The sequence below is a fragment of the Paraburkholderia sp. BCC1885 genome, from assembly GCF_900996235.1.
GTDB lineage: Bacteria > Pseudomonadota > Gammaproteobacteria > Burkholderiales > Burkholderiaceae > Paraburkholderia.
Genome location: NZ_CAAJGM010000111.1, coordinates 791,234 through 809,928, shown reverse-complemented (window position 1 = coordinate 809,928; position 18,695 = coordinate 791,234). Strand labels below are relative to the sequence as shown.

General features: G+C 60.0%; 34 protein-coding genes. 25 read left to right on the top strand and 9 right to left on the bottom strand.

What is annotated here, in order from left to right; all coding sequences use genetic code 11:
• Positions 1 to 5 precede the first annotated feature (5 nt).
• The 9 genes from FQ755_RS12605 to FQ755_RS12570 all read right to left on the bottom strand — a co-directional run bounded on the left by FQ755_RS12605 (position 6) and on the right by FQ755_RS12570 (position 4,188).
• On the bottom strand, positions 6 to 542 hold the full coding sequence (locus FQ755_RS12605; protein ID WP_144154506.1) for a PRTRC system protein E: 537 nt from the start codon (positions 540 to 542) through the stop codon (positions 6 to 8).
• A 29-nt stretch (positions 543 to 571) separates the two neighbouring features.
• A complete protein-coding gene (locus FQ755_RS38095) occupies positions 572 to 733 on the bottom strand; it encodes a hypothetical protein (RefSeq protein ID WP_260858519.1) in 162 nt (53 codons plus the stop codon).
• A 130-nt stretch (positions 734 to 863) separates the two neighbouring features.
• Positions 864 to 1,073 (bottom strand): hypothetical protein, encoded by a 210-nt coding sequence (locus FQ755_RS12595; protein WP_144154503.1) that lies wholly within the window; start codon positions 1,071 to 1,073, stop codon positions 864 to 866.
• A gap of 24 nt (positions 1,074 to 1,097) precedes the next feature.
• The gene (locus FQ755_RS37310) at positions 1,098 to 1,265 is read right to left on the bottom strand and encodes a hypothetical protein (protein WP_186308505.1); all 168 of its coding nucleotides are present in this window, start codon (positions 1,263 to 1,265) and stop codon (positions 1,098 to 1,100) included.
• 143 nt (positions 1,266 to 1,408) lie between these two features.
• Positions 1,409 to 1,618 carry a hypothetical protein gene (locus tag FQ755_RS12590; RefSeq protein WP_144154501.1) on the bottom strand — a complete coding sequence of 70 codons (210 nt, stop codon included), beginning with the start codon at positions 1,616 to 1,618 and terminating at the stop codon, positions 1,409 to 1,411.
• Positions 1,619 to 1,833: 215 nt separating this feature from the next.
• Complete coding sequence (locus tag FQ755_RS12585) at positions 1,834 to 2,544, bottom strand: hypothetical protein (RefSeq protein WP_144154499.1); 711 nt, start codon at positions 2,542 to 2,544, stop codon at positions 1,834 to 1,836.
• A 501-nt stretch (positions 2,545 to 3,045) separates the two neighbouring features.
• The gene (locus FQ755_RS12580; protein ID WP_144154498.1) at positions 3,046 to 3,555 is read right to left on the bottom strand and encodes a hypothetical protein; all 510 of its coding nucleotides are present in this window, start codon (positions 3,553 to 3,555) and stop codon (positions 3,046 to 3,048) included.
• The gene (locus tag FQ755_RS38660) at positions 3,548 to 3,859 is read right to left on the bottom strand and encodes a hypothetical protein (RefSeq protein WP_409937428.1); all 312 of its coding nucleotides are present in this window, start codon (positions 3,857 to 3,859) and stop codon (positions 3,548 to 3,550) included. The genes FQ755_RS12580 and FQ755_RS38660 overlap by 8 nt, the downstream gene beginning before the upstream one ends.
• 71 nt (positions 3,860 to 3,930) lie before the next feature.
• Complete coding sequence (locus FQ755_RS12570) at positions 3,931 to 4,188, bottom strand: hypothetical protein (protein ID WP_144154494.1); 258 nt, start codon at positions 4,186 to 4,188, stop codon at positions 3,931 to 3,933.
• A 361-nt stretch (positions 4,189 to 4,549) separates the two neighbouring features.
• On the opposite strand from FQ755_RS12570, the gene FQ755_RS12565 reads away from it, so the two are divergent.
• The 25 genes from FQ755_RS12565 to FQ755_RS12455 all read left to right on the top strand — a co-directional run bounded on the left by FQ755_RS12565 (position 4,550) and on the right by FQ755_RS12455 (position 18,669).
• Positions 4,550 to 4,996 carry a phage regulatory CII family protein gene (locus FQ755_RS12565; protein WP_144154492.1) on the top strand — a complete coding sequence of 149 codons (447 nt, stop codon included), beginning with the start codon at positions 4,550 to 4,552 and terminating at the stop codon, positions 4,994 to 4,996.
• Positions 4,993 to 5,274 carry a hypothetical protein gene (locus FQ755_RS37305; protein WP_186308504.1) on the top strand — a complete coding sequence of 94 codons (282 nt, stop codon included), beginning with the start codon at positions 4,993 to 4,995 and terminating at the stop codon, positions 5,272 to 5,274. The genes FQ755_RS12565 and FQ755_RS37305 overlap by 4 nt, the downstream gene beginning before the upstream one ends.
• On the top strand, positions 5,271 to 6,350 hold the full coding sequence (locus FQ755_RS12560) for a helix-turn-helix domain-containing protein (RefSeq protein WP_186308503.1): 1,080 nt from the start codon (positions 5,271 to 5,273) through the stop codon (positions 6,348 to 6,350). Before FQ755_RS37305 ends, FQ755_RS12560 begins: the two co-directional genes overlap by 4 nt.
• 62 nt (positions 6,351 to 6,412) lie before the next feature.
• Positions 6,413 to 6,871 (top strand): SAM-dependent methyltransferase, encoded by a 459-nt coding sequence (locus FQ755_RS12555; RefSeq protein WP_222105731.1) that lies wholly within the window; start codon positions 6,413 to 6,415, stop codon positions 6,869 to 6,871.
• The gene (locus FQ755_RS12550) at positions 6,868 to 7,098 is read left to right on the top strand and encodes a hypothetical protein (protein ID WP_144154488.1); all 231 of its coding nucleotides are present in this window, start codon (positions 6,868 to 6,870) and stop codon (positions 7,096 to 7,098) included. The genes FQ755_RS12555 and FQ755_RS12550 overlap by 4 nt, the downstream gene beginning before the upstream one ends.
• Before the next feature lie 165 nt (positions 7,099 to 7,263).
• Complete coding sequence (locus tag FQ755_RS12545; protein WP_144154486.1) at positions 7,264 to 7,875, top strand: DUF1064 domain-containing protein; 612 nt, start codon at positions 7,264 to 7,266, stop codon at positions 7,873 to 7,875.
• Positions 7,876 to 8,229 carry a hypothetical protein gene (locus FQ755_RS12540; protein ID WP_144154484.1) on the top strand — a complete coding sequence of 118 codons (354 nt, stop codon included), beginning with the start codon at positions 7,876 to 7,878 and terminating at the stop codon, positions 8,227 to 8,229.
• Positions 8,226 to 8,591 carry a DUF4406 domain-containing protein gene (locus tag FQ755_RS12535; protein ID WP_144154482.1) on the top strand — a complete coding sequence of 122 codons (366 nt, stop codon included), beginning with the start codon at positions 8,226 to 8,228 and terminating at the stop codon, positions 8,589 to 8,591. The genes FQ755_RS12540 and FQ755_RS12535 overlap by 4 nt, the downstream gene beginning before the upstream one ends.
• Positions 8,592 to 8,689: 98 nt before the next feature.
• Positions 8,690 to 9,028: a nuclease domain-containing protein gene (locus FQ755_RS12530; RefSeq protein ID WP_144154480.1), complete on the top strand. Its 339-nt coding sequence runs from the start codon at positions 8,690 to 8,692 to the stop codon at positions 9,026 to 9,028.
• Positions 9,025 to 9,372, top strand: coding sequence for a hypothetical protein (locus FQ755_RS12525; protein WP_144154478.1), 348 nt, complete (start codon positions 9,025 to 9,027; stop codon positions 9,370 to 9,372). Before FQ755_RS12530 ends, FQ755_RS12525 begins: the two co-directional genes overlap by 4 nt.
• Positions 9,369 to 9,620 carry a hypothetical protein gene (locus FQ755_RS12520; protein WP_144154476.1) on the top strand — a complete coding sequence of 84 codons (252 nt, stop codon included), beginning with the start codon at positions 9,369 to 9,371 and terminating at the stop codon, positions 9,618 to 9,620. The genes FQ755_RS12525 and FQ755_RS12520 overlap by 4 nt, the downstream gene beginning before the upstream one ends.
• Complete coding sequence (locus FQ755_RS12515) at positions 9,617 to 9,865, top strand: phage portal protein (RefSeq protein ID WP_144154474.1); 249 nt, start codon at positions 9,617 to 9,619, stop codon at positions 9,863 to 9,865. The genes FQ755_RS12520 and FQ755_RS12515 overlap by 4 nt, the downstream gene beginning before the upstream one ends.
• The gene (locus FQ755_RS12510; RefSeq protein WP_260858517.1) at positions 9,862 to 10,329 is read left to right on the top strand and encodes a hypothetical protein; all 468 of its coding nucleotides are present in this window, start codon (positions 9,862 to 9,864) and stop codon (positions 10,327 to 10,329) included. Before FQ755_RS12515 ends, FQ755_RS12510 begins: the two co-directional genes overlap by 4 nt.
• A gap of 111 nt (positions 10,330 to 10,440) precedes the next feature.
• Entirely contained in the window at positions 10,441 to 10,800 is a 360-nt protein-coding gene (locus FQ755_RS12505; RefSeq protein ID WP_144154472.1) for a hypothetical protein, read from the top strand.
• Positions 10,801 to 10,805: 5 nt separating this feature from the next.
• On the top strand, positions 10,806 to 11,189 hold the full coding sequence (locus tag FQ755_RS12500; protein WP_144154470.1) for an HNH endonuclease: 384 nt from the start codon (positions 10,806 to 10,808) through the stop codon (positions 11,187 to 11,189).
• A gap of 162 nt (positions 11,190 to 11,351) precedes the next feature.
• Positions 11,352 to 11,822, top strand: a complete 471-nt coding sequence (locus FQ755_RS12495; RefSeq protein WP_144154711.1) for a terminase small subunit — start codon at positions 11,352 to 11,354, stop codon at positions 11,820 to 11,822.
• A 3-nt stretch (positions 11,823 to 11,825) separates the two neighbouring features.
• Entirely contained in the window at positions 11,826 to 13,541 is a 1,716-nt protein-coding gene (locus FQ755_RS12490; RefSeq protein ID WP_144154468.1) for a terminase large subunit, read from the top strand.
• 7 nt (positions 13,542 to 13,548) lie between these two features.
• On the top strand, positions 13,549 to 14,856 hold the full coding sequence (locus tag FQ755_RS12485) for a phage portal protein (protein WP_144154466.1): 1,308 nt from the start codon (positions 13,549 to 13,551) through the stop codon (positions 14,854 to 14,856).
• Positions 14,834 to 15,676, top strand: coding sequence for a head maturation protease, ClpP-related (locus FQ755_RS12480; protein ID WP_144154464.1), 843 nt, complete (start codon positions 14,834 to 14,836; stop codon positions 15,674 to 15,676). The genes FQ755_RS12485 and FQ755_RS12480 overlap by 23 nt, the downstream gene beginning before the upstream one ends.
• 2 nt (positions 15,677 to 15,678) lie before the next feature.
• Positions 15,679 to 16,953, top strand: coding sequence for a phage major capsid protein (locus tag FQ755_RS12475; RefSeq protein ID WP_144154462.1), 1,275 nt, complete (start codon positions 15,679 to 15,681; stop codon positions 16,951 to 16,953).
• Positions 16,954 to 17,023: 70 nt separating this feature from the next.
• Positions 17,024 to 17,188: a hypothetical protein gene (locus tag FQ755_RS37300; protein ID WP_186308502.1), complete on the top strand. Its 165-nt coding sequence runs from the start codon at positions 17,024 to 17,026 to the stop codon at positions 17,186 to 17,188.
• Positions 17,189 to 17,191: 3 nt separating this feature from the next.
• On the top strand, positions 17,192 to 17,533 hold the full coding sequence (locus tag FQ755_RS12470; RefSeq protein WP_144154460.1) for a head-tail connector protein: 342 nt from the start codon (positions 17,192 to 17,194) through the stop codon (positions 17,531 to 17,533).
• On the top strand, positions 17,533 to 17,880 hold the full coding sequence (locus FQ755_RS12465; RefSeq protein WP_186308501.1) for a phage head closure protein: 348 nt from the start codon (positions 17,533 to 17,535) through the stop codon (positions 17,878 to 17,880). Before FQ755_RS12470 ends, FQ755_RS12465 begins: the two co-directional genes overlap by 1 nt.
• Complete coding sequence (locus FQ755_RS12460; RefSeq protein ID WP_144154456.1) at positions 17,873 to 18,226, top strand: DUF3168 domain-containing protein; 354 nt, start codon at positions 17,873 to 17,875, stop codon at positions 18,224 to 18,226. The genes FQ755_RS12465 and FQ755_RS12460 overlap by 8 nt, the downstream gene beginning before the upstream one ends.
• 8 nt (positions 18,227 to 18,234) lie before the next feature.
• The gene (locus FQ755_RS12455) at positions 18,235 to 18,669 is read left to right on the top strand and encodes a phage tail tube protein (RefSeq protein WP_144154454.1); all 435 of its coding nucleotides are present in this window, start codon (positions 18,235 to 18,237) and stop codon (positions 18,667 to 18,669) included.
• Positions 18,670 to 18,695 lie beyond the last annotated feature (26 nt).

Sequence of the window (18,695 nt, the reverse complement as noted above, 5' to 3'; positions counted from 1 at the left end):
TCCCCTTAGAGAAGGTCGACGCCGTCATCCTCGGCGGCGGGCTGTGCGGTGCTCGAATCCTGCTCGACGGCTTCTGCAGGCGCTTCCGTGGCGGCCGGCTCCGCGTCCGGATCAATGCCGGGAATCGAAGTCTGACGCGAGTCCACGGGCGGTGTATCTTCGCCTTCCTGTGCGCCGTCTTCGCCGGTGCTGGTCGCTGTAGCAGCGTCGGCAGCTGGCTTGCGGCCGCGCTTGGCCTTTGCGGTCGGCGCAGGGAGTGCCTTGGGCGCATCACTGGCCTTTCCATTCGCCGCGCTGGCGGCACGCGCCTGGTCGAGCACAGACAGCGTGCTCGGCTCATAGATCGAGACGGCTTCGGCGAAATCGCGGTCGAGTTCGTCGGGCGTGCCGAGCAGCGAAAGCGGGTAAAGCGTCTTTTCGCCTTTGGCGTCGTCGTTGGGACGCGGAGTGACATTCACGCGCAGCTCGTCACCTTCAACAGTGATGAGCAGCGTGAGCGTCGTTTTCTGCGCAAGCGGGAAAAGCGATGCAAACAGTGACATGGTTACCTCCAGGGTTGAAGCGGGTTGTGTCAGGCCGCGAGGCCGTCGTAATTGCGGTCGGCGAAGTCGGGATCGCCAGGGTATCGGCCAGTGCCATCGACGCGCATCCAGCAGAAAAGCGAGCCGCGGCGGTGCGGAAACGAGTAAGCGGGGCAATCGCAGCGGGTTTTGCCGGTGTCGCGCCGGTTCATCCAGCGGTCGATTCGGTAATTTCGCTTGCCGCAAACGGAGCAAGCGGGCAGGCGTTCGTAGCGGTTCGGATGGCGCCGCAAGCATCGGCGCGTCGCGCAATGGCGGCATCGGACGTGGCAACGTGGCATATCAATCGAGATCGTTAGCGGCGCGCAGCTTGCCGTCGCGGTGGCTGATGGGATGCCCGTTTGCCTCGCGGGCGGCACGCGCACGTGCGCCCATTTCCAGCACGCGGCGAACGAGCGGGTTCGTGATTGCATCGACGGCCGAGCCGCGGGCGCGCTGCAGTCGGAACTCGCGCGCAACCATGTCGTCAGTGACGGCGATAGCGTCGGCCATGTCAGCGTCTCCGGCGACTTTCGGTTAGTCGCCAATGCGCGGATAGGGCGCGTCGGACTCGTTTTCGAACTTCTTCCAGGCTTCATCAGCGTCTTTTGCCGCAATGCACAGGCTCGCCGCAATGAATCCCATGAAGGCGCCTGCAAACAGGACAATCAGAAGGAGTACTAAAATCATCGGAAAGGAATTCATCGGTGAGCCTTTACGGGATTAAGTGCAGCGAATTGCGCTGCAGCGGTCACCACGGGTCTCGTGAGCGTCTATCGCGGTTGTGACTGCGCAGTAGACGACGAGAACGAGAAGGGCGATTCCCCATGCTTTTGCATACTGGCGCATTACCATGCACCCGCGATGCGGCAGATCAGTTCGGCAACGAACGGTGAAGCGGCGATAGCAGCGAAACAGAGCAGCGGGCGCTTCGCGGTACGGCGTGCGTATTGCGCGAGTTCCGCGTCAGTCATGCCGCCGTTTTCGAAGTACTTGATCTCGTCGACCGGTCGCGTTGCTTCGGTGAAGCGCAGCGCGGGCACTTTCGTCGTTTCCATCTCAAGGTCTCCCGGTAGGTCGGTGAGTGCGTGAGATGGATTACACCAAATGGTGTCTTTTGAGTCAACACCATTTGGTGAATGAGGGGAGAAAATTTGTAACAGCCCTGCGTTCAACCGCTGCCGCGCCCCAGATGCCCGGCTACCGCCAACGCTCGCCGGGCAAAATAAAACCCCGGCTAAACGCTCGGGGTTTGGGTTTGTGCTAGGGCCGACTAGAAGGGGTTGGGCTTTGGGTTGGCGTCAGAATGCACATCATAAAAAGAAATGAATCTCGACGTCTGCGGTCCGATGCGCGGCCCCAGCAAGCTAGGAGGGCAAATATCGACTGTGAACTCTACGATAGTTGCGCTGATGTGTTCGGTGTCTGTGATTCGTTGAATCCAACGCCTAGAAACCGCGCCGGAATTGACCTTGAAGCTAGCGCCGTTATGGTAAATGCACTGCTCATCTTTTCGGTCGTCAGTCACAGAGCCGTGCCCGTATTTCTCCTGCAGTTGCGACATGGCCTGTTGAAACTGATTTTCATCCAGGTCCACGGTGAAGCCCGCAAGCCTCCCGGAAGTAAATGTAAAGCGTGCCGGCGCCGAGTCTGTGGAAAGTGGTGTCATGATCCGTGCCTTATAGAGCAACGCGTTTTGTTCGGCTTCGGTTCGTTGCACGTCAATTGTGAGCGGCTCGAGAAGATAAATCCCGTCAGCGGACTTCAGCGCCTCCAGAGTATCTTGGTCGATACCGAGTTTTAGTGCGCCAATCCCCGTAGGTCCCGTAGGCTGGGCCACCGCGGGCTGAGTAACTGCGGATGCTTGCTGGGCGGCCTTAGCCTTCGCTTTAGGCTGCGCACTGGCAAAGGGCGCACACACAATAATGGTTGCGATAACGCTCGTGCGGATGAAGCCGTGAGCCGCTCTTCTGCATTTTTTCATTAAACCCCCGCTGTCTTTTTGTCGTAATAGTGCCTACGCGAACCTTTCAAGGTAAGCAGCACGCCATTAGACAGTAAGGTGAAATCGCGGTGAGTCATGGTATACCCGGACGCCTTCCCGACTTTGCTGGGTTTGCGAGAGATCGCGCCTGTCGCGCTCTGGCGTGCAAACTTAAGACCTGATACTGTGTTTACATACAGTAATCAGTTAGAAAAACGTCTGGCTTCCGGGGTTTAATAATGCGGCGTGAGAGTGGCGAACGAACTGGATTGCGATGCAGGTCCGGTGATTTGGCGCAGGTCATTCGGTCCAGTGATCAATCCATGGTCGGTCGTCGCGTTCTCGTTCTTTACGCCTGTTCTGAGAGGGAATGGGTAGTTTTGCTCTTGGGCGACCCCACGGCCGGATGGACACTCCGTGGCACGTGGTGCCCAATCACAAGCCAAGTCATTTTCTATGACTCATCACTAGAGCCTATTAGGCCGGTCAGCGACAATCGTCCTAGCCTTTGTGCGGAAGATTGGGTAGCTCCGGGCGAAAGCCGGGCGCGTCGAACCGTGGTTCACCCTGAGCCAGCAAGCCGCTAATAAACGCTTCGGCCTTGATACGCTGAATCTCGCTTAACCTTTCCCAGCCCTGCGGTGCAGCTGCGACCGGCAACGGCCTAGGGGCGAGTAGATCGATCCGATCGTCGGGCGGTCCGGACTTATTCCAAGCCAACTCCATCTCAAGCGCCACCTTCTCACCGAACGTTTTGCGGCCAGCGACCATATCACTTATCTGGCGGTCTGCTTTCAATGTGCGACGCGCCACCACGGCTTGCGTGTGCGCCTCGACCAAATTTGCCAAGGCGCGGCGCCGCTGCTCGATAACGTCGCGGATGTCAGTTAGATCGTTTGCCATGCGCCCGATTAGAGCATCTGTACCCGTTTGGTGAAATTCACCGGTTGGTGTTGAAGATTTCACCGAACGGTGTAATATTGCGCGCATGGACAAGCTTAAGTCATTCATTGCCAGCCTTCCTCCCGAAGAGCGCGATCAGTTCGCCCGCCGCTGTCGAACGACGAAGGCCTTTTTGCGGAACATCGCCTATGGTCAGCGCGTCGCCGGGGAGAAACTCAGCGTTCTCATTGAGAGGGAGAGCGGCGGTGCGGTGACGCGGCTCGATCTCCGACCGGACGATTGGCGCGACATTTGGCCCGAGCTCGTCGCCAAACAACGAGAGGCGGCTTGATATGAAACGACTGTATGCGCGCATCCGCAGGGCGGTCCGCCGGGTGTTTTGCAGGCGGCCGAGTTCGGGCTTCGTCTTCATTGCGAATCGCATCACGATGACCGATCCGACGACCGGCCGTGTGCTGTGGTCGATCTCGAAAGACGGGGGCTTCAGCTTTGGGGCTTCTGAAGAATCGCCTTCAGAAATTCTGTCTCGTCGGTCAAAAGAGCCCTGAGAGGGCTCTCGAATGACCCCCGGTCGCCCCTGCTTGCCGGTTGTGCGAGGAAAAAAGTTATCGCGTCTTCGAGCACCGTTTGATTGAAGTGAGGCGATTCCTGAAGTGAGGCCTTCAGCGAGTGCAGAGCGGCGAGCATTCCAAATCGGAAGCTGTCGAGCTCGAGCAAAAGTTTTTCGTTTTCGTGGTTCATGGGATCTCCGTTCAGTTGGTTTCGTGGTGTGCAAACCTGATTCTGACATGGGTGGAGATCCCGCCTTAAATCGCGAGCGGCTGAAGCGCCGCGAGCAGCAGGAGCGAGGTAATCGATGCGGCTGATTCACTGGCTGTTGACGCTGAAAGAGTTCGCACGGCTCCATAGAACGGAGCCGGCGAACCGAATGCGAGGCGAGTCCCCGCGCCTCGATCCGAAAAGGTCGTATTGGCACGACCCGAAGCAGTTCCGGCGGTAACCGGCCGCGACGTTTTCATTTTTTGTTATTCCCCGTTTGCAGTTGTTGGGTTGCACTTTAGTAGTACTAACCCTATCGAAACACGTTTGTCTGGAGCGGCAATTGAACATTCTCGATACGGCGCACGCAGTTGCGCATGACTACCCTGGCGGGTGCGAGTCGCTGGCACCGCGCGTTGGGATGTCGGCGGCGGTGCTCCGCAGCAAGGTCAATCCCAATACCGATACCCATCAGTTCACGCTCATGAACGCCGTTGCCGTGACGGACATGACGAACGACGATCGAATCCTTGAGGCATGGGCGCGCGAGCGCGGCTATGTGCTCGTCAAGCTGCCGGATGCAGCGCATTGCTCCGATGGTGCCGTGCTCGAGCTGATGGCGAAGACGTGGGAAACAAACGGCGAGATCGGCAAGGAAGTAAATCGCACTTTCGAGGATGGCCGCGTCGAGCGCCGTGAGGTAGGTCGCGTAAAAGACCGCGTCTGGTCGCACATCAGCACGCTATTCGGCCTGGTCGGCCGCATTGAAGGCATGGCAGAGGACAAATGATGCGAGCCACTCACACCCAAACCGTTGCACACGACGCGCTTGCCGGCGGCCTGCGCCGCACGCAGAAGCAGATGATCATGGATCTGTTCGATGCGCCCAAATTGGCGCTCACGCGACAGGAGATCGCCGACCGCACGAACCTGCGTCTGTCGAGCGTGTGCGGCCGCGTTCGCGAGCTGCTCGACGACGAAGCGCTCAAGGTCTGCGGCACGCGCGAGTGCGTCGCCACCGGCGTCCAGAACGAAATTGTCGGTCTGCCGGTCGAGGTGGCCGCTTGAGCGTCACAGCAACATTCTGGGTTCGGGCGCAGCGGGTTGGCAAGGGATCGCCTAAGGCCGTTCTTATTGCGCTGGCCGATTTCGCCGGTGAGGACTTCCGTGTATGGGCCAGCATGGAAGCTGTCGAGCAGTTCATTGAGCAGGATCGCAAGACGATCCTCGCGAACATAAAGCGCCTGAAGGAACTGGGCTATCTCGAAGACACAGGCGATCGCACCGGCAAAACCGGGCAGGTGATCGTGTATCAGATGACGCGGCCGGCTGGCGCACCGAAAGTGCTGATGACCAATCGCGAAGGCAAAGTCGTTGAGATCGGACCGCCTCCGTCAAAGCTAGCCCAAATCGGGAACGGTTCCGAAAACGGCACCGTTAAACACACCCAAAAACGGAACAGTTCCAAAAACGGAACAGTTCCAAATTTTCCTGCTAACGGTACCGTTTTTCCGGCTGAACAGTCCCAAATTTCCGCCGAAACAGTCCCAAAAACGGGACACGGAACTACCAAGGAACTATCAAAGGAACAGAAAGGCAACGACCAACCTGCGCGGCGAGCGCCGCGAGTTGCGTTGCATGTCGAACTGCGATCGATCGAACTGCCCGACTGGTTGAGCGATGACACGTGGCTCGACTGGTGCGAGCACCGCGAAGCGAAAGCGGCCGACAAGTCGGCGCCTTGGACGCGACCAGCGGCGTCGGTGTCGATCAAGCGGCTGGCGAAGTTGCGTGAGCTTGGCCACGACCCGGCTGCGTGCGTCGACGAAGCTGTGCTCCGCGGCTGGACCGGACTGTTTCCGGTGAAAGACGTGCAAGCTGCTGTCGGGTCGCCCAGCGCGCCGGCGAACTGGTGGCTCACGGAAAGCGGCTATCTGTCTCGCGGTCAGCAGCTCGGCATCGATCGATCCAAGTTTCAATTCTTCGAGCAGTTCAAGGCGAAGGTGTGCAAGGCGTCCGGGCCGGGTGAATGGATGGAAGAGCTTTTGCGCACGGTGGGCCGCGAGAGCGAAGAGCGTTACGAGGCGCTGTACGCCTACTTCAATGACATTCCGCGCGAGAAAGCGCCCGCGGAGGTCGCGTGAGCATCGAGCACGAAACAGCGATCGAAAAGAAAGTGCTCGACGCCTGTTGCGGCAGTCGAATGATGTGGCTCGACCGCCACCATCCGAACGTGATCTTTGGCGACCGACGCAGCGAGACGTTGACCGTCACTGACCGCTCGCATGGCAATGAGCCGGGGACGCGGACGATAAGTATCGAACCTGACGTGATGTTCGACTTCCGCTATCTGCCTTATCAAGACGGCACTTTCAAGCTCGTGTCATTCGATCCGCCGCATTTGGTACGCGCAGGCCCGAAGAGCTGGCTTGCGGCGAAATACGGAAAGCTCGGTGACGACTGGCGCGATGACCTGCGCCGCGGCTTCGCCGAGTGCTTCCGCGTGCTCGCAACTGACGGCGTGCTGGTTTTCAAATGGAACGAAACGCAAGTCAAGATCGGCGAAGTGTTGGCGCTCACCGAAGTAGCTCCGCTGTTTGGCCATCTCAGCGGCCGGAAAGGCCTTACGCACTGGCTTGTCTTCATGAAACCGGAGGCGACTTGAACGCGCAAACGGAAAAGGCCTTTTGGCTCGTGTGGTCGCCGACCGGCGTGCGGCCGCCGAAGTATAGGCACGCAACCGAGCGCTCGGCGGTCACAGAGGCCGAGCGACTGGCGCGCGAGCACCGGGGCCAGTTGTTCGTCGTGCTCGAGGCGACCGTGGCGCGCCGAGTCGACGACATGCAGCGGACCACATTCACCAGGGACTCACGAGATGAAATCCCATTCTGAGATAGCCGCACCCACGTGCCGCACCTGCCAATACTCCATCACTACGCCAGGCCACGAAAAGATGTATGCGCGGGGATACCGCAATTGCGCGCACAAGGACGCGTCTGCATTTGTGCCGGGCCACATGGCGTGCAACTTCAACCCGATTCGCTGGAAGGCAAAGGCATGACGAAGCGAGCACCTTGGCCGATGGTTGTTCCGTCCGGCACGACGACGGTGGGCACGGCGCGCGTGCGCGAAGACATGACGGTCGGTCGCGATTCGCAGCAGCGCGCTCTGGCGCGCAAGTTCGGCACGCTGCCGAACAGCGAGTTCGACGAGATCGCCGCTGGCGTCGGCGCCGATCCGATTGCGCTCAGCATCTCGCGGTCTGCGCGCGCAGCGGCTGAGATTGGCGCGCCAACGCCAATGAGCAGCGCAATCGCCGGCATGACGAAGCCGGCCAAGCCGCCCAAGTACCGAAACACGAAATGCGAGCACGAAGGGATCAAGTTCGATAGCCAGCGCGAGCGGTCGCGCTGGTTTCATCTGATCCAGCTGCAGGCGGCTGGCGAGATCCGCGAACTGCGCCTGCAGGTGCCATTCGTCATCGCGCCGCCTGCCGTCGTGGCCGGAAAGAAACGGCGCGCCCGCACGTATGTCGCCGATTTCGTCTATCTGACGGCCGCCGGCGAACAAGTCGTCGAGGACGTCAAGGGAATGCAGACGGCCATGTACCAATTCAAGCGCCACCTCATGAAGACGGTGCACGACATCGACATCGTGGAGATTCAGTAAATGGCAAACAGGATCATGAGCGTGCAGCAGCGTCAGATTTGCGAATTCCTGATGCTCAAGCCAGGTGCGACCAGCGCCGACATCGTCGCATGCACAGGTTTCTCATACGACGCCGTCAAGAAAAAACTTCGCATTCTCAAGGAAAGCGGCCACGTGAAGGGCAGTGAGGCGAACTATCGCGCGACGTACCAGTTGACCGGCGCGCCGTTTCCGAGGCTTGCCGCATATCGGCCAAGCGCACGGTACGAGGCACAAAAGGCGCTCAAGGCGCGGCGCGCAAGGCAGACCGATTGCGTTGATCCGGTGGCCGATGCGATGTACGAGATGGTGACGGTTGGGAGGTCCGCCACATGAAAATATATCTCGCCGGCCCGATGACAGGTTACCCGGAATTGAATTTTCCGGCGTTCCACGCCGAGGCTGCGCGTTTGCGCGCGCTCGGCTTTGACGTCGTCAATCCGGCCGAGCTAAATGCGCACAGCGATGGCGATTGGCTCGCATGCATGCGCGTCGACATCAAGGCGGCTGTCGATTGTGACGGCATTGCGCTTTTGCCGGGGTGGGAGCAATCGCGTGGCGCGCCGATCGAGCACAACCTGATTCGTGACCTCGGCTTGCGCGTGTTCCGCGCTGCGCATCTGATCGGCCTCGCTGGCGATATGCCCGTGATCTCGCAGGCCGCGGTTGTCGAGCTGGTCGACACGGAGGCAGCTTGAAGAGATCCACGCCATTGCGCCGAACGGGATTCAAGCGAAAGCCGCATTCGCCGTTTAGCAGTCTCGCGTCGGCCAAGACAGCGCTGCAGCGCTCGGCGATGAAGAAGCGCGCGCGACGTCCGAAGGCTGGTGACGACAAGGTGATGCGCGACGCTTGCCGGGACGAGCCTTGTTATCTGCGCATCGCCGGCATTTGCGAGAGCAATCCGAAAACGAGCGTGCCGGCGCACCGCAACGAAGGGAAGGGCATGGGCTTAAAAACGGCTGACGTGCTTACCGTGCCGGCCTGCGCGGCATGCCACCACGAATACGATCAGGGAAAGCGTTTCCTGCGCGAGCAGAAGCGCGACATGTGGAATGCGGCATTCGCGCGCTGGCAGCCGGAACGCGCCGCAAAGCTGGATTTGAAGGGGGAAACGTGCGACCAATCGTCATGACGGTGCGGATTTACATCGCGAGCAGCGTCACTTTCACCGGCCGGAGGTATCGCAGTCGGTCGGTCACCGCGCCTATCGATTTCGATTTCGAAACGATGGTGCATGGTCTCCAACGCATCGCATACAGCGGCGGCGATATGAGCGTCTCCATGGTAAAAGCACTCGCCTTCATTCCGTTGTCCGATCGCATTCACATTCCGCGGTCGGACAAGGGCTGGGTCAATGAAGAGCTTTGCTGGGTGAATGCACCGATTTCGATGAATCGGAAGGGGCGCGACGCGCATGTGCTTGCGGCGTTTGTCGACAGCGGTGAGCTCGAATGGATAGTAAAGGAGGCAGTGTGAGTGAAATCAAGATCAACACCGGGCGCACCAACACGACGACGCATCGCGCCGTTCTCGATTCGGCCGCCCTCGAGCGCGTCATCATTGAGCATGTTGCGGCTGCGGCTGGCGTCAATCCGGACGCTTCGTGCGTCCGAGTGCAGTGCAATCTCTCTTCGCGGATGGGCAACTACGGCATCATCAACGAGGGAATTGTCACGATCACCGTCGATCATTCCGCAGCGCCTCAAGTCGGTGATTCATTGTGAGCGCGCACGCCTACATCCAATACGCCGACGTTCCCGACGAACTAGCCAAGTCGAGCCGCCAGCATGTCGACGATGTCACGAAAGCGAAGTTGATCGCGTTTGACGGTTGCCCGTTAGTTGGCCAGCTCGATCCTGTTGGCGATCGTCTGCAGGTCGAATACCCGTTCCCGCGCAACGAGGATCTGCGCAGCCAGCTCGTGCAGTGGTTCATGCATTGGGGAATTCACTTTTCGGTGGTGATGTGACAGCGATTTATACGGCGGAAGCGGCGCGCGACATGCGGGCAGAGCAATGCGGAAAGGGGCAACAACACATGACATATGACGCGATGCCGATGGACGAAATCGACGCCGTTCTGACGGACTGGTACGAATGGAGCCAGGCATACCGGCCTGTTGCCGGCTACAACGGCTCTGATTCGTCGTGCTCAAACTTCCAGATCAGCCGGCAATGGATGGATTATGAGGATCTGTCGGAGTTGGTCGATTTCCAGCTTTCGGCGGTTACTGGCAATGCGGTTGAGCCAATCGTGCTCGCACTCGGCATGCGCCATCGAATTGCCGTGACAACAGCGGTGCGCAACTTTGCCGCTGGCGCACTCGTTTTTGCGAATCCTCGCAATCCCGAGACGCAGGAAAGTGACTACGCCCAAGCCAAAGCGATCATGCGACCGGCGCTTGTCGAAAAAGGCTTGATAAAGTACTTGTAAACTCCGAAAAATTGTGGAATTATCCCGTCTGAGCGCACAGTCGCGTCCAGACAAAACGAAACCCGCCAGGTGAAAGCCTTGCGGGTTTTTCTATTTTCGCCTCGAGAAACCATGTTCAAAGCCATCATTCAGAAGATCGCCTCGTGGTTCAAGGGCGAAAAGTCGACCATCGAACAGAAAGCCGACAGCGTGGCTTCCGAAATCAAGGTCGACGCGACAACCGATGTAGCCGCGACGCTCGACGCGTTGTCGAAGTTGATCGGCAATGCGCCCATTTCCAACGATCTTAAAGGATTGATCATGAGCACACCCGTAGCGGCAACTCAACCGGCAGCAAACGCTGGCAGCAACGTCAACACCGCAGTGCAGATCGCGCTTGCACTTAAGACGATCGACGCATCGTTGTCGGTGGAAGCCATTCAGGCGGCCACCAATGCAGCGCTTGCTGCTGCGTATCCGGTCGCGGCGTAAACCACATGCCGCGCTTGCGCACGTTGGCGACTCGCTTGCAGTCATTGCCAAGCCGAGTCGCGATTGCCGAATCGCCGTCGTGGCGAACAGGCAAGACGAGCAGCGCGGCACGTGGCTACGGTTACGACTGGCAGCAACTGCGTGCCAAACATCTCGCGATGCATCCGCATTGCGTGTTCTGTCTTCGCGATCTCGGCATGCTTGATCTGTCGCCGGTTGATGTCGTGCTCGCATGTGCCGAACGTGGCGTTGCCGAACCGCTTGGAACGATCGGTGACCACATAGTTGCGCATCGCGGCAATGACACGCTGCGTCTCGACCCGACCAACGTTCAGACGCTGTGCAAACCGCACCACGACGGCGAAAAAGCGCGCCTTGAGCGTCGCTGATAACAAATGTTGCGAAAATACGACAATTCTCAACGAATGTTGTAAATAAGCAACATTAGTCAAAACCTACCGGGCGGGGGTATTGAAAGTTTGAGGCTATTTTGCGCCTCGACCGACCGTTCCCGCACGCGCAGAATTTTTTCCCGTTTGGAGTTTTTGTTAATGGCTTTAACAGCGAAAAAGAGGCTTTTCGCCGACGCTGTTTTGGCCGGCAAAGCCAATAAGGACGCGGCAATTGCGGCGGGTTACAGCGCCGCGACAGCATCGGCAGCGGGATCACGCCTTGTTAAAGACAAGGATGTGTCCCTTTATCTCGCTGCGCAACGCATCCAGAGCGAAGCGAGACCCGCTCCGGTCGAAAAGTCGGGGAGCGCCGCTCGCAAGCCAGTCGATTTAGACATCGGCGCGATGACCAGCTTCACCGATCCGAAGGCGTTCCTGATTGCCGCGATGAACGACGGTCGGACCGAACCGAAACTGCGCGTCGACGCCGCAAAAGCGCTCATGCCATTCGTGCATGCGAAGGTGGGCGAGACTGGAAAGAAGGATGCGAAAGGCGCGGCCGCCGAGAAAGCGGCTAACAAGTTTGCGTCGCTTGCGACGCCGAAACTTGTCGTCAACAACCGGAAATAGCGGATGGAATGGTCAACCGCATGCCTGGACTGGCCCGAGCGGCTTCGGTCCGGGCGCTCGATCATCCCGCCGCCGATCTTTCCAGAGCAGGCCGAGATTGCACTGAACGTTTTCAGGCAGCTCAAGATCGTCGACGCACCGGGTAGCCCGACGTTTGGCGAATCGTGCGCGCAGTGGGTGTTTGATCTCGTCGCTTCGATCTTCGGCGCGTATGACCCGGACAGTGGGCGACGCCTGATTACCGAGTGGTTCGTGTGCATCCCCAAGAAGAACAGCAAGTCGACGCTTGCGGCTGGGATCATGATGACTGCGATGATCCTCAATTGGCGCCAGTCTGCCGAATACGCGATCCTTGCACCGACAATCGAGGTCGCGAACAACAGTTTCGCGCCTAGCCGGGACATGGTGAAGCACGAGGAAGACCTCGACGAGCTGTTCCAGGTGCAAACGCACATCAAGACGATCACGCACCGCGTCAGCGGCGCGGCGTTGAAGGTCGTCGCCGCTGACGCGAACACGGTCAGCGGCAAGAAAAGCGTCGGGACGTTGATCGACGAGCTTTGGCTGTTCGGAAAGCAGCCGAACGCCGAAGACATGCTGCGTGAAGCGACCGGCGGCCTGGCGTCGCGTCCTGAAGGCTTTGTTATCTACCTGACAACGCAGTCGAATGATCCGCCGGCCGGCGTGTTCCTGCAGAAGCTACGTTATGCACGCGACGTGCGTGACGGGAAGATCAATGACCCGTGTTTCGTCCCGGTGATCTTCGAGCATCCGCCTGAAATGGTGAAGCGCAAAGAGCACTTGCGGGTAGAAAACCTCGCGATGGTCAATCCGAATTTCGGTTATTCGGTCGATCAGGCGTACCTGGAGCGCGAGTTTCGCAAGGCGCAAGAGAGCGGCGAAGAGTCGTTCCGCGGCTTCCTCGCGAAGCACGCCAATGTCGAAATCGGTCTTGCGCTGCGCAGCGATCGCTGGTCAGGCGCCGAGTTTTGGGAGGCGGCGGCGCTGGCGCCCGGCGTATCGCCCGAAGATCTGATTGAGCGCTGCGAAGTGATTGTTGCAGGGGTTGACGGCGGCGGCCTGGATGACTTGCTTGGGCTCGCTCTCGTCGGGCGCGAGCGCCGCACGCGCAACTGGATCGCGTGGACGCACGCATGGGCGCATCCGTCCGTGTTCGAGCGCCGCAAAGAGATCGCGGACACGCTTCGCGACTTCGAGAAAGAGGGCGACCTGACCGTCGTCGAGCAGATTGGCGACGACGTCGAGGACGTGGCGCAGATCGTCGCGGCGATCCACAAGGCCGGATTGCTGGATAAGGTCGGCGCGGACCCGGCTGGAATCGGCGGTGTGCTCGATGCGCTCAGCGCTGCCGGCGTGCCGGAAGACAAGGTGATCGGCATCTCGCAGGGCTGGAAATTGTCGGGCGCGATCAAGACAACCGAACGGCGCGTCGCAGCGGCGAGCGGAAGAAAGGCCGAAGACGGCGGCGAGAAGCCGGATGGCACGCTTATTCACGGCGGCCAGCGAATGATGGCGTGGTGCGTAGGAAATGCACGCGTTGTGCCGGTCGGCAACGCGGTGAACATCACAAAACAGGCCAGCGGGACGGGGAAAATCGACCCGCTCATGGCAATTTTCGATGCGGTATCGCTGATGGCGCTTAATCCGCCGGCTCAAGGGCCGTCGGTGTATGAGTCGCGCGGTATCCGATTCCTTTGAGGTGTGAATGGGTTTGATCGACTACTTCCGGCGAGGTAACCAGCCGGAGGCACAAACTCGTTCGAAGGAAAGCGCTACAGGGCGCGTTGAACCGAACCTTCCGCGTGCAGAGTTGCCGTCAGGCGGTTCGACGTTCACGGGCCTTGATGACCCGCGGCTGCTCGATTACATCCGGCGCGGCGAGATCGACGGCGGCGATCCACGCGGCGCCCGTGCGCTGCGCAATATGGCCGTTCTCCGATGCGTGACGCTGATTTCCGAATCGATCGGCATGCTGCCGTTCAACCTGCAGAGCAGTGACGACCAGAAGCAGATTCAGATCAACAACCCGGCACACCGGCTGCTGAAGTACAAGCCCAATGACTGGCAGACGCCGATTGAGTTCAAGAGCCTTTTGCAGCTTCGCGCTTTGCTCGACGGACAGTCGTTTGCGCGAATTATCTGGTCTGGAAATCGCCCGATCCGGCTGATCCCGATGGAGCGCGGATGCACCGTGCCGCACCTTAGTTCGTCGTGGCAGATGACATACGACTATACGGCGCCGGGCGGCAACATGATCACGCTGCCGGCGAACGAGGTTTTCCATCTTCGAGACCTGTCGCTTGACGGCATTAACGGGATTTCCCGCATCCGCCTGTCACGTGAAGCGATGGAGCTTGCGGAACAGGCTGAGAGAGCCGCGTCGCGCACTTTCCGCAACGGCGTTATGGCCGGTGGCGCAATCGAGGTTCCGAAGGAACTGTCTGACATCGCCTATGCGCGCATGAAACAGTCGCTGACTGACAACTATTCCGGCGCGCAGAACGCCGGTAACTGGATGTTGATCGAAGAGGGCGGCCAGGCGAAGCAATTCACGACCACTGCTGTATCTGCCCAGCAGATCGAAACGCGCAATCACCAGATCGAAGAGGTTGCGCGCATGTACGGCGTGCCGCGACCGCTCTTGATGATGGATGACACGAGCTGGGGCAGCGGCATCGAGCAACTGGCGATTTTCTTCATCCAGTATGGCCTCGCGCACTGGTTTGTGTCGTGGGAACAGGCGGCGGCGCGCAGCTTCATCCCGGACAACCAGCTCGGCTTGCTGCAATACAAATTCAATGAGGGCGCGCTGCTGCGCGGCACGCTCAACGATCAGGCGTCATTTTTCTCGAAGGCGCTTGGCGCGGGCGGTCAGGCGCCGTGGATGTCGCAAAACGAAGTGCGCGGGCTCGCGGATCTGCCGAAATCGAGCGATCCGTTGACCGACCAGCTCCGCAACCCAATGACTCAGCAACCGAAAGGACCGAGCAATGAGCCTCCTGCAGCTTCCTGAAATCCGCGCCGACCATCGCCTGAATTCGGCGCAGTTCGACCTGCGCCCGGACGCGCTCGAGCGATGGGAACCCGAGGTTCGTGCAGCGAACGACGGCTCGCCGTCGATTTCCATCTACGACACGATCGGCGACAACTGGGAAGGCACGGGCGTAACCGCGACGCGCATTTCGGCAGCGCTGCGCAGTATTGGCGCGAATCAGGCGGTCACGGTGAACGTGAATTCGCCTGGTGGCGATTTTTTCGAAGGCGTCGCGATCTACAACCTGTTACGGCAGCATCAGGCGAAGGTAACCGTACAGGTGCTCGGCCTCGCGGCGTCGGCCGCGTCCGTTATCGCGATGGCTGGCGACGAAATTCTGATGGGTGAGGGCTCGTTCCTCATGATCCACAACGCGTGGACGGTCGCTATCGGCAACCGGCACGATTTGGCGCAGGCCGCGCAAACGCTCGAGCCATTCGACGCCGCCATGGCGAACCTTTATGCGAAGCGCGCCGGCATCAGTCAGGACGCGGCCGCGACGCTAATGGATCGTGAAACCTGGATCGGTTCCGATCAGGCCGTCGCGGACGGTTTTGCAACCGGCCTTGTCGACAGCACGAAAATCGACAAAAACGCGAGTGCCAGCGGCAGCAGAAAAGCGCTGGCGCTCGTTGAGGCATCAATGGCGAAGGCGGGCTATTCACGTTCGCAGCGCCGCGAGGCCTTCAAAGCCCTTTTCACCGGTACGCCGGGCGCTACCGGGAATCCTGCCACGCCGAGCGCTGGCGAAGATGTTGCGGCATCGCTGCAAAACCTCCTCAACGCAATTCAAGGCTAATCATGAGCAAAAATCTGTTGATCGCCGCTATCGCGGCAACCCTGGCTGGCACCGCTGGCTTCGTGCCTCGCGGTATCGTTGCTGTTCGCGCTGACAGCAGCCTGCCCGAGGTCAAGGCGCTGATCGAAAACCTGCAGAAGGCGTTCGCCGAGTACAAAACCGAGCATACGAAGCAGCTCGACGCCGTGAAGGCCGGCTTGCCGACGGCCGATGTGACGGCGAAGGTCGAAAAGATCGGCGCGGATCTCGACGCGCTGCAGAAGGCCGTCGATGACACCAACATCAAGATCGCAGCCGCGCAAATGGCTGGCGGCCGGCAACTGAAGGACAAGGAATACACCGAAGCCTTCAAGGCGCACATGCGCAAGGGCGAGATTCAGGCGACCCTCAGCAAGGGCACGGACGCCGATGGCGGCTATCTGGCGCCTGTCGAATGGGATCGGACCGTAACCGACAAGCTGGTTCTCATCTCGCCGATGCGCGCCATCTGCGGCACGCAGACCATTTCGACGAACGGCTATACGAAGCTGTTTAACCTCGGCGGCACCGCGAGCGGTTGGGTCGGCGAGGCCGCTGCTCGCGCTGCGACCAATGGCCCGACGTTCGCGTCGTTGGGCTTCACGACCGGTGAGCTGTATGCGAATCCGGCTGCGACGCAGCAGCTGCTCGATGATGCATTGATCGATCTCGAAACGTGGCTGGCCAACGAAGTGCAGACCGAGTTCGCGCGTCAGGAAGGCGCGGCTTTCGTCGCCGGCGACGGCGCGAACAAGCCGAATGGCATTCTGACGTACATCACCGGCGGTGCGAACGCCGCGACGCATCCGTTCGGTGCTATCGAAGTGGTGAACAGCGGCGCAGCCGCGGCGATCACGTCGGACGGTATCATGGACATCATCTATGACCTGCCGAGCGCTTATACCGGCAACGCGCGCTTCATCATGAACCGTGCGACGCAGGGCGCAATCCGCAAGCTGAAGGATGGCCAGGGCAATTACCTGTGGCAACCGACGTATGTCGCGGGCCAGCCGGCGACGCTCGCCGGCTTCCCGCTCACGGAAGTGCCCGACATGCCGGACGTGGCGGCCAATGCGACGCCCATCATGTTCGGTGACTTCAAGCAGGGTTACCTGGTGATCGACCGCATCGGCGTGCGCGTGTTGCGCGACCCGTTCACGAATAAGCCGTTCGTCTCGTTCTACACGACCAAGCGCGTCGGCGGCGGCGTCGTGAATCCGGAACCGCTGCGCGCGCTGCAGGTCGCCGTCGACGCGTAACACGAGTCTTCAGGGGTGGGTGTTGGTTTGGGGGCGTCCTTGTGGCGCCCCTTCTTTTTAGGGGAACGCCGTGCCGAAGTTCATTAAGCCATTCAAGGGTGTGCCGCAAGGCGAGATTTATCCGAAGCAGTTCGAAGCGGGCGACGAATGTCCGTCGGAGCTTGAGCCAGGCGCGCGTGAGCTGGGCGCGCTCGAGGGTTCGGAAGACAAGAAAACCGTTCCGGCGAAGAAGTAAGCGATGCCGCTCGTCGATATTAGCCTCGCGCTTGGTTTTCTGCGTCAGGATGCCGGCGTTGAAGATGACGTTGTGCAGGCTTTGCTCGACGGCGCGACGCAGTCGGCGATCGACTATCTGAATCGCCAGGTATTCGAGGATCAGGACTCGCTGGAAGCTGCGCAGACGGCCGGCACCGCCGGCGACTATCCGATGGTGGTCAACGGCGCGATCAAGGCGGCAATTCTCAAGACGACCGCAGAGCTGTATTCGAATCGCGAGGATTCGTCTGTCTCGAAACTCGTCGAATTGCCGTTCAATGCGCGAACGCTGTTGCGGCCGCACCGAATTGTGCCGGGCGTCTGATGCGTGCCGGCGACCTGAATCGGCGCGTGCGCATCGACCAGCGCGCAGGCACAGGAACCTTGAACGATCCGCTTACTTGGGCGCCGCTCGCGACCGTCTGGTGCAACGTCAAGATGCTGACTGGAAAAGAAACGCTCCTGGCCGATGCCGACGTTGCGCAGACCACGGCGAGCATTCGAATCCGGTATCGAACGGACATTACCAACGGCATGCGCGCGGTTCTATTGAAGTTTGTTGACGGCGCGCCCGTCGACGATGTCGTTTTCAACATCCTCTCGCCGCTCCCTGATGTGGCGAGCAGGGAATATACGGATCTGGCCTGCTCGGCCTTTTCGAACAATGGCTAGCGCTGAATCGCTCGTTGATACGGCGCTCGCACCGTTCGCCGGCGGCCGCATCTATCCGGACGTGGCGCCGGCCGGCGCGGCCAAGCCGTTTGTCGTCTACCAGTCTGTCGGCGGCGTCGACGAAACGACTTTCGACGGCCTCAACGAATGGCAAAACAACCGCATGCAGGTCGCCGTATGGGGCGAAGACCGTTTGTCGGTCGCGCTTCTCATGCAACAGATTCTCGGGGCGCTGACTGCCGCGCCTGTTCTCGGCACGCCGGTCGGCGCGCCGGTGAGCGTGTACGAGGATGACACAAAGCTGTATGGCAGTCGCGCCGACGTATCAATCTGGTTCAACATCTGAGGGAAACCATGACAAGCTCCGCAATTTCCGCACAGGGCAGCGCACTCGCAATTAACGTCGACGACGCAGACCCGACAGTCTGGACGAAGGTCAAGAACGTCAAAAGCTACAGCGGCTTCGACGGATCGGCCACGTCGCTCGACACGACCGACCTCGATTCGGTCGCGAAAGAGAACCTCTTGGGCCTGCAGGATTGGGGCAGCTTCTCGATCGACATCAACATCGACTATTCGGACCCCGGCCAGGCGGCAATGCTCGCATCGAAGCGCGCGAGCACGAAGAAAAATTACCAGTTGACGCTTCCGAGCGGCGACGTCGCCACGTTCCTCGCCTCGGTCACTTCCTTTCCGATTGCCGGCGGCACCGACGCGCTGCTCACGGCCACCGTCGCGATGGCGATCAGCGGCGACGTCACAATCACACCGCCGGCACCTCCGGCCTGACAGGCACGCAGGCCTGCGTCGATCGT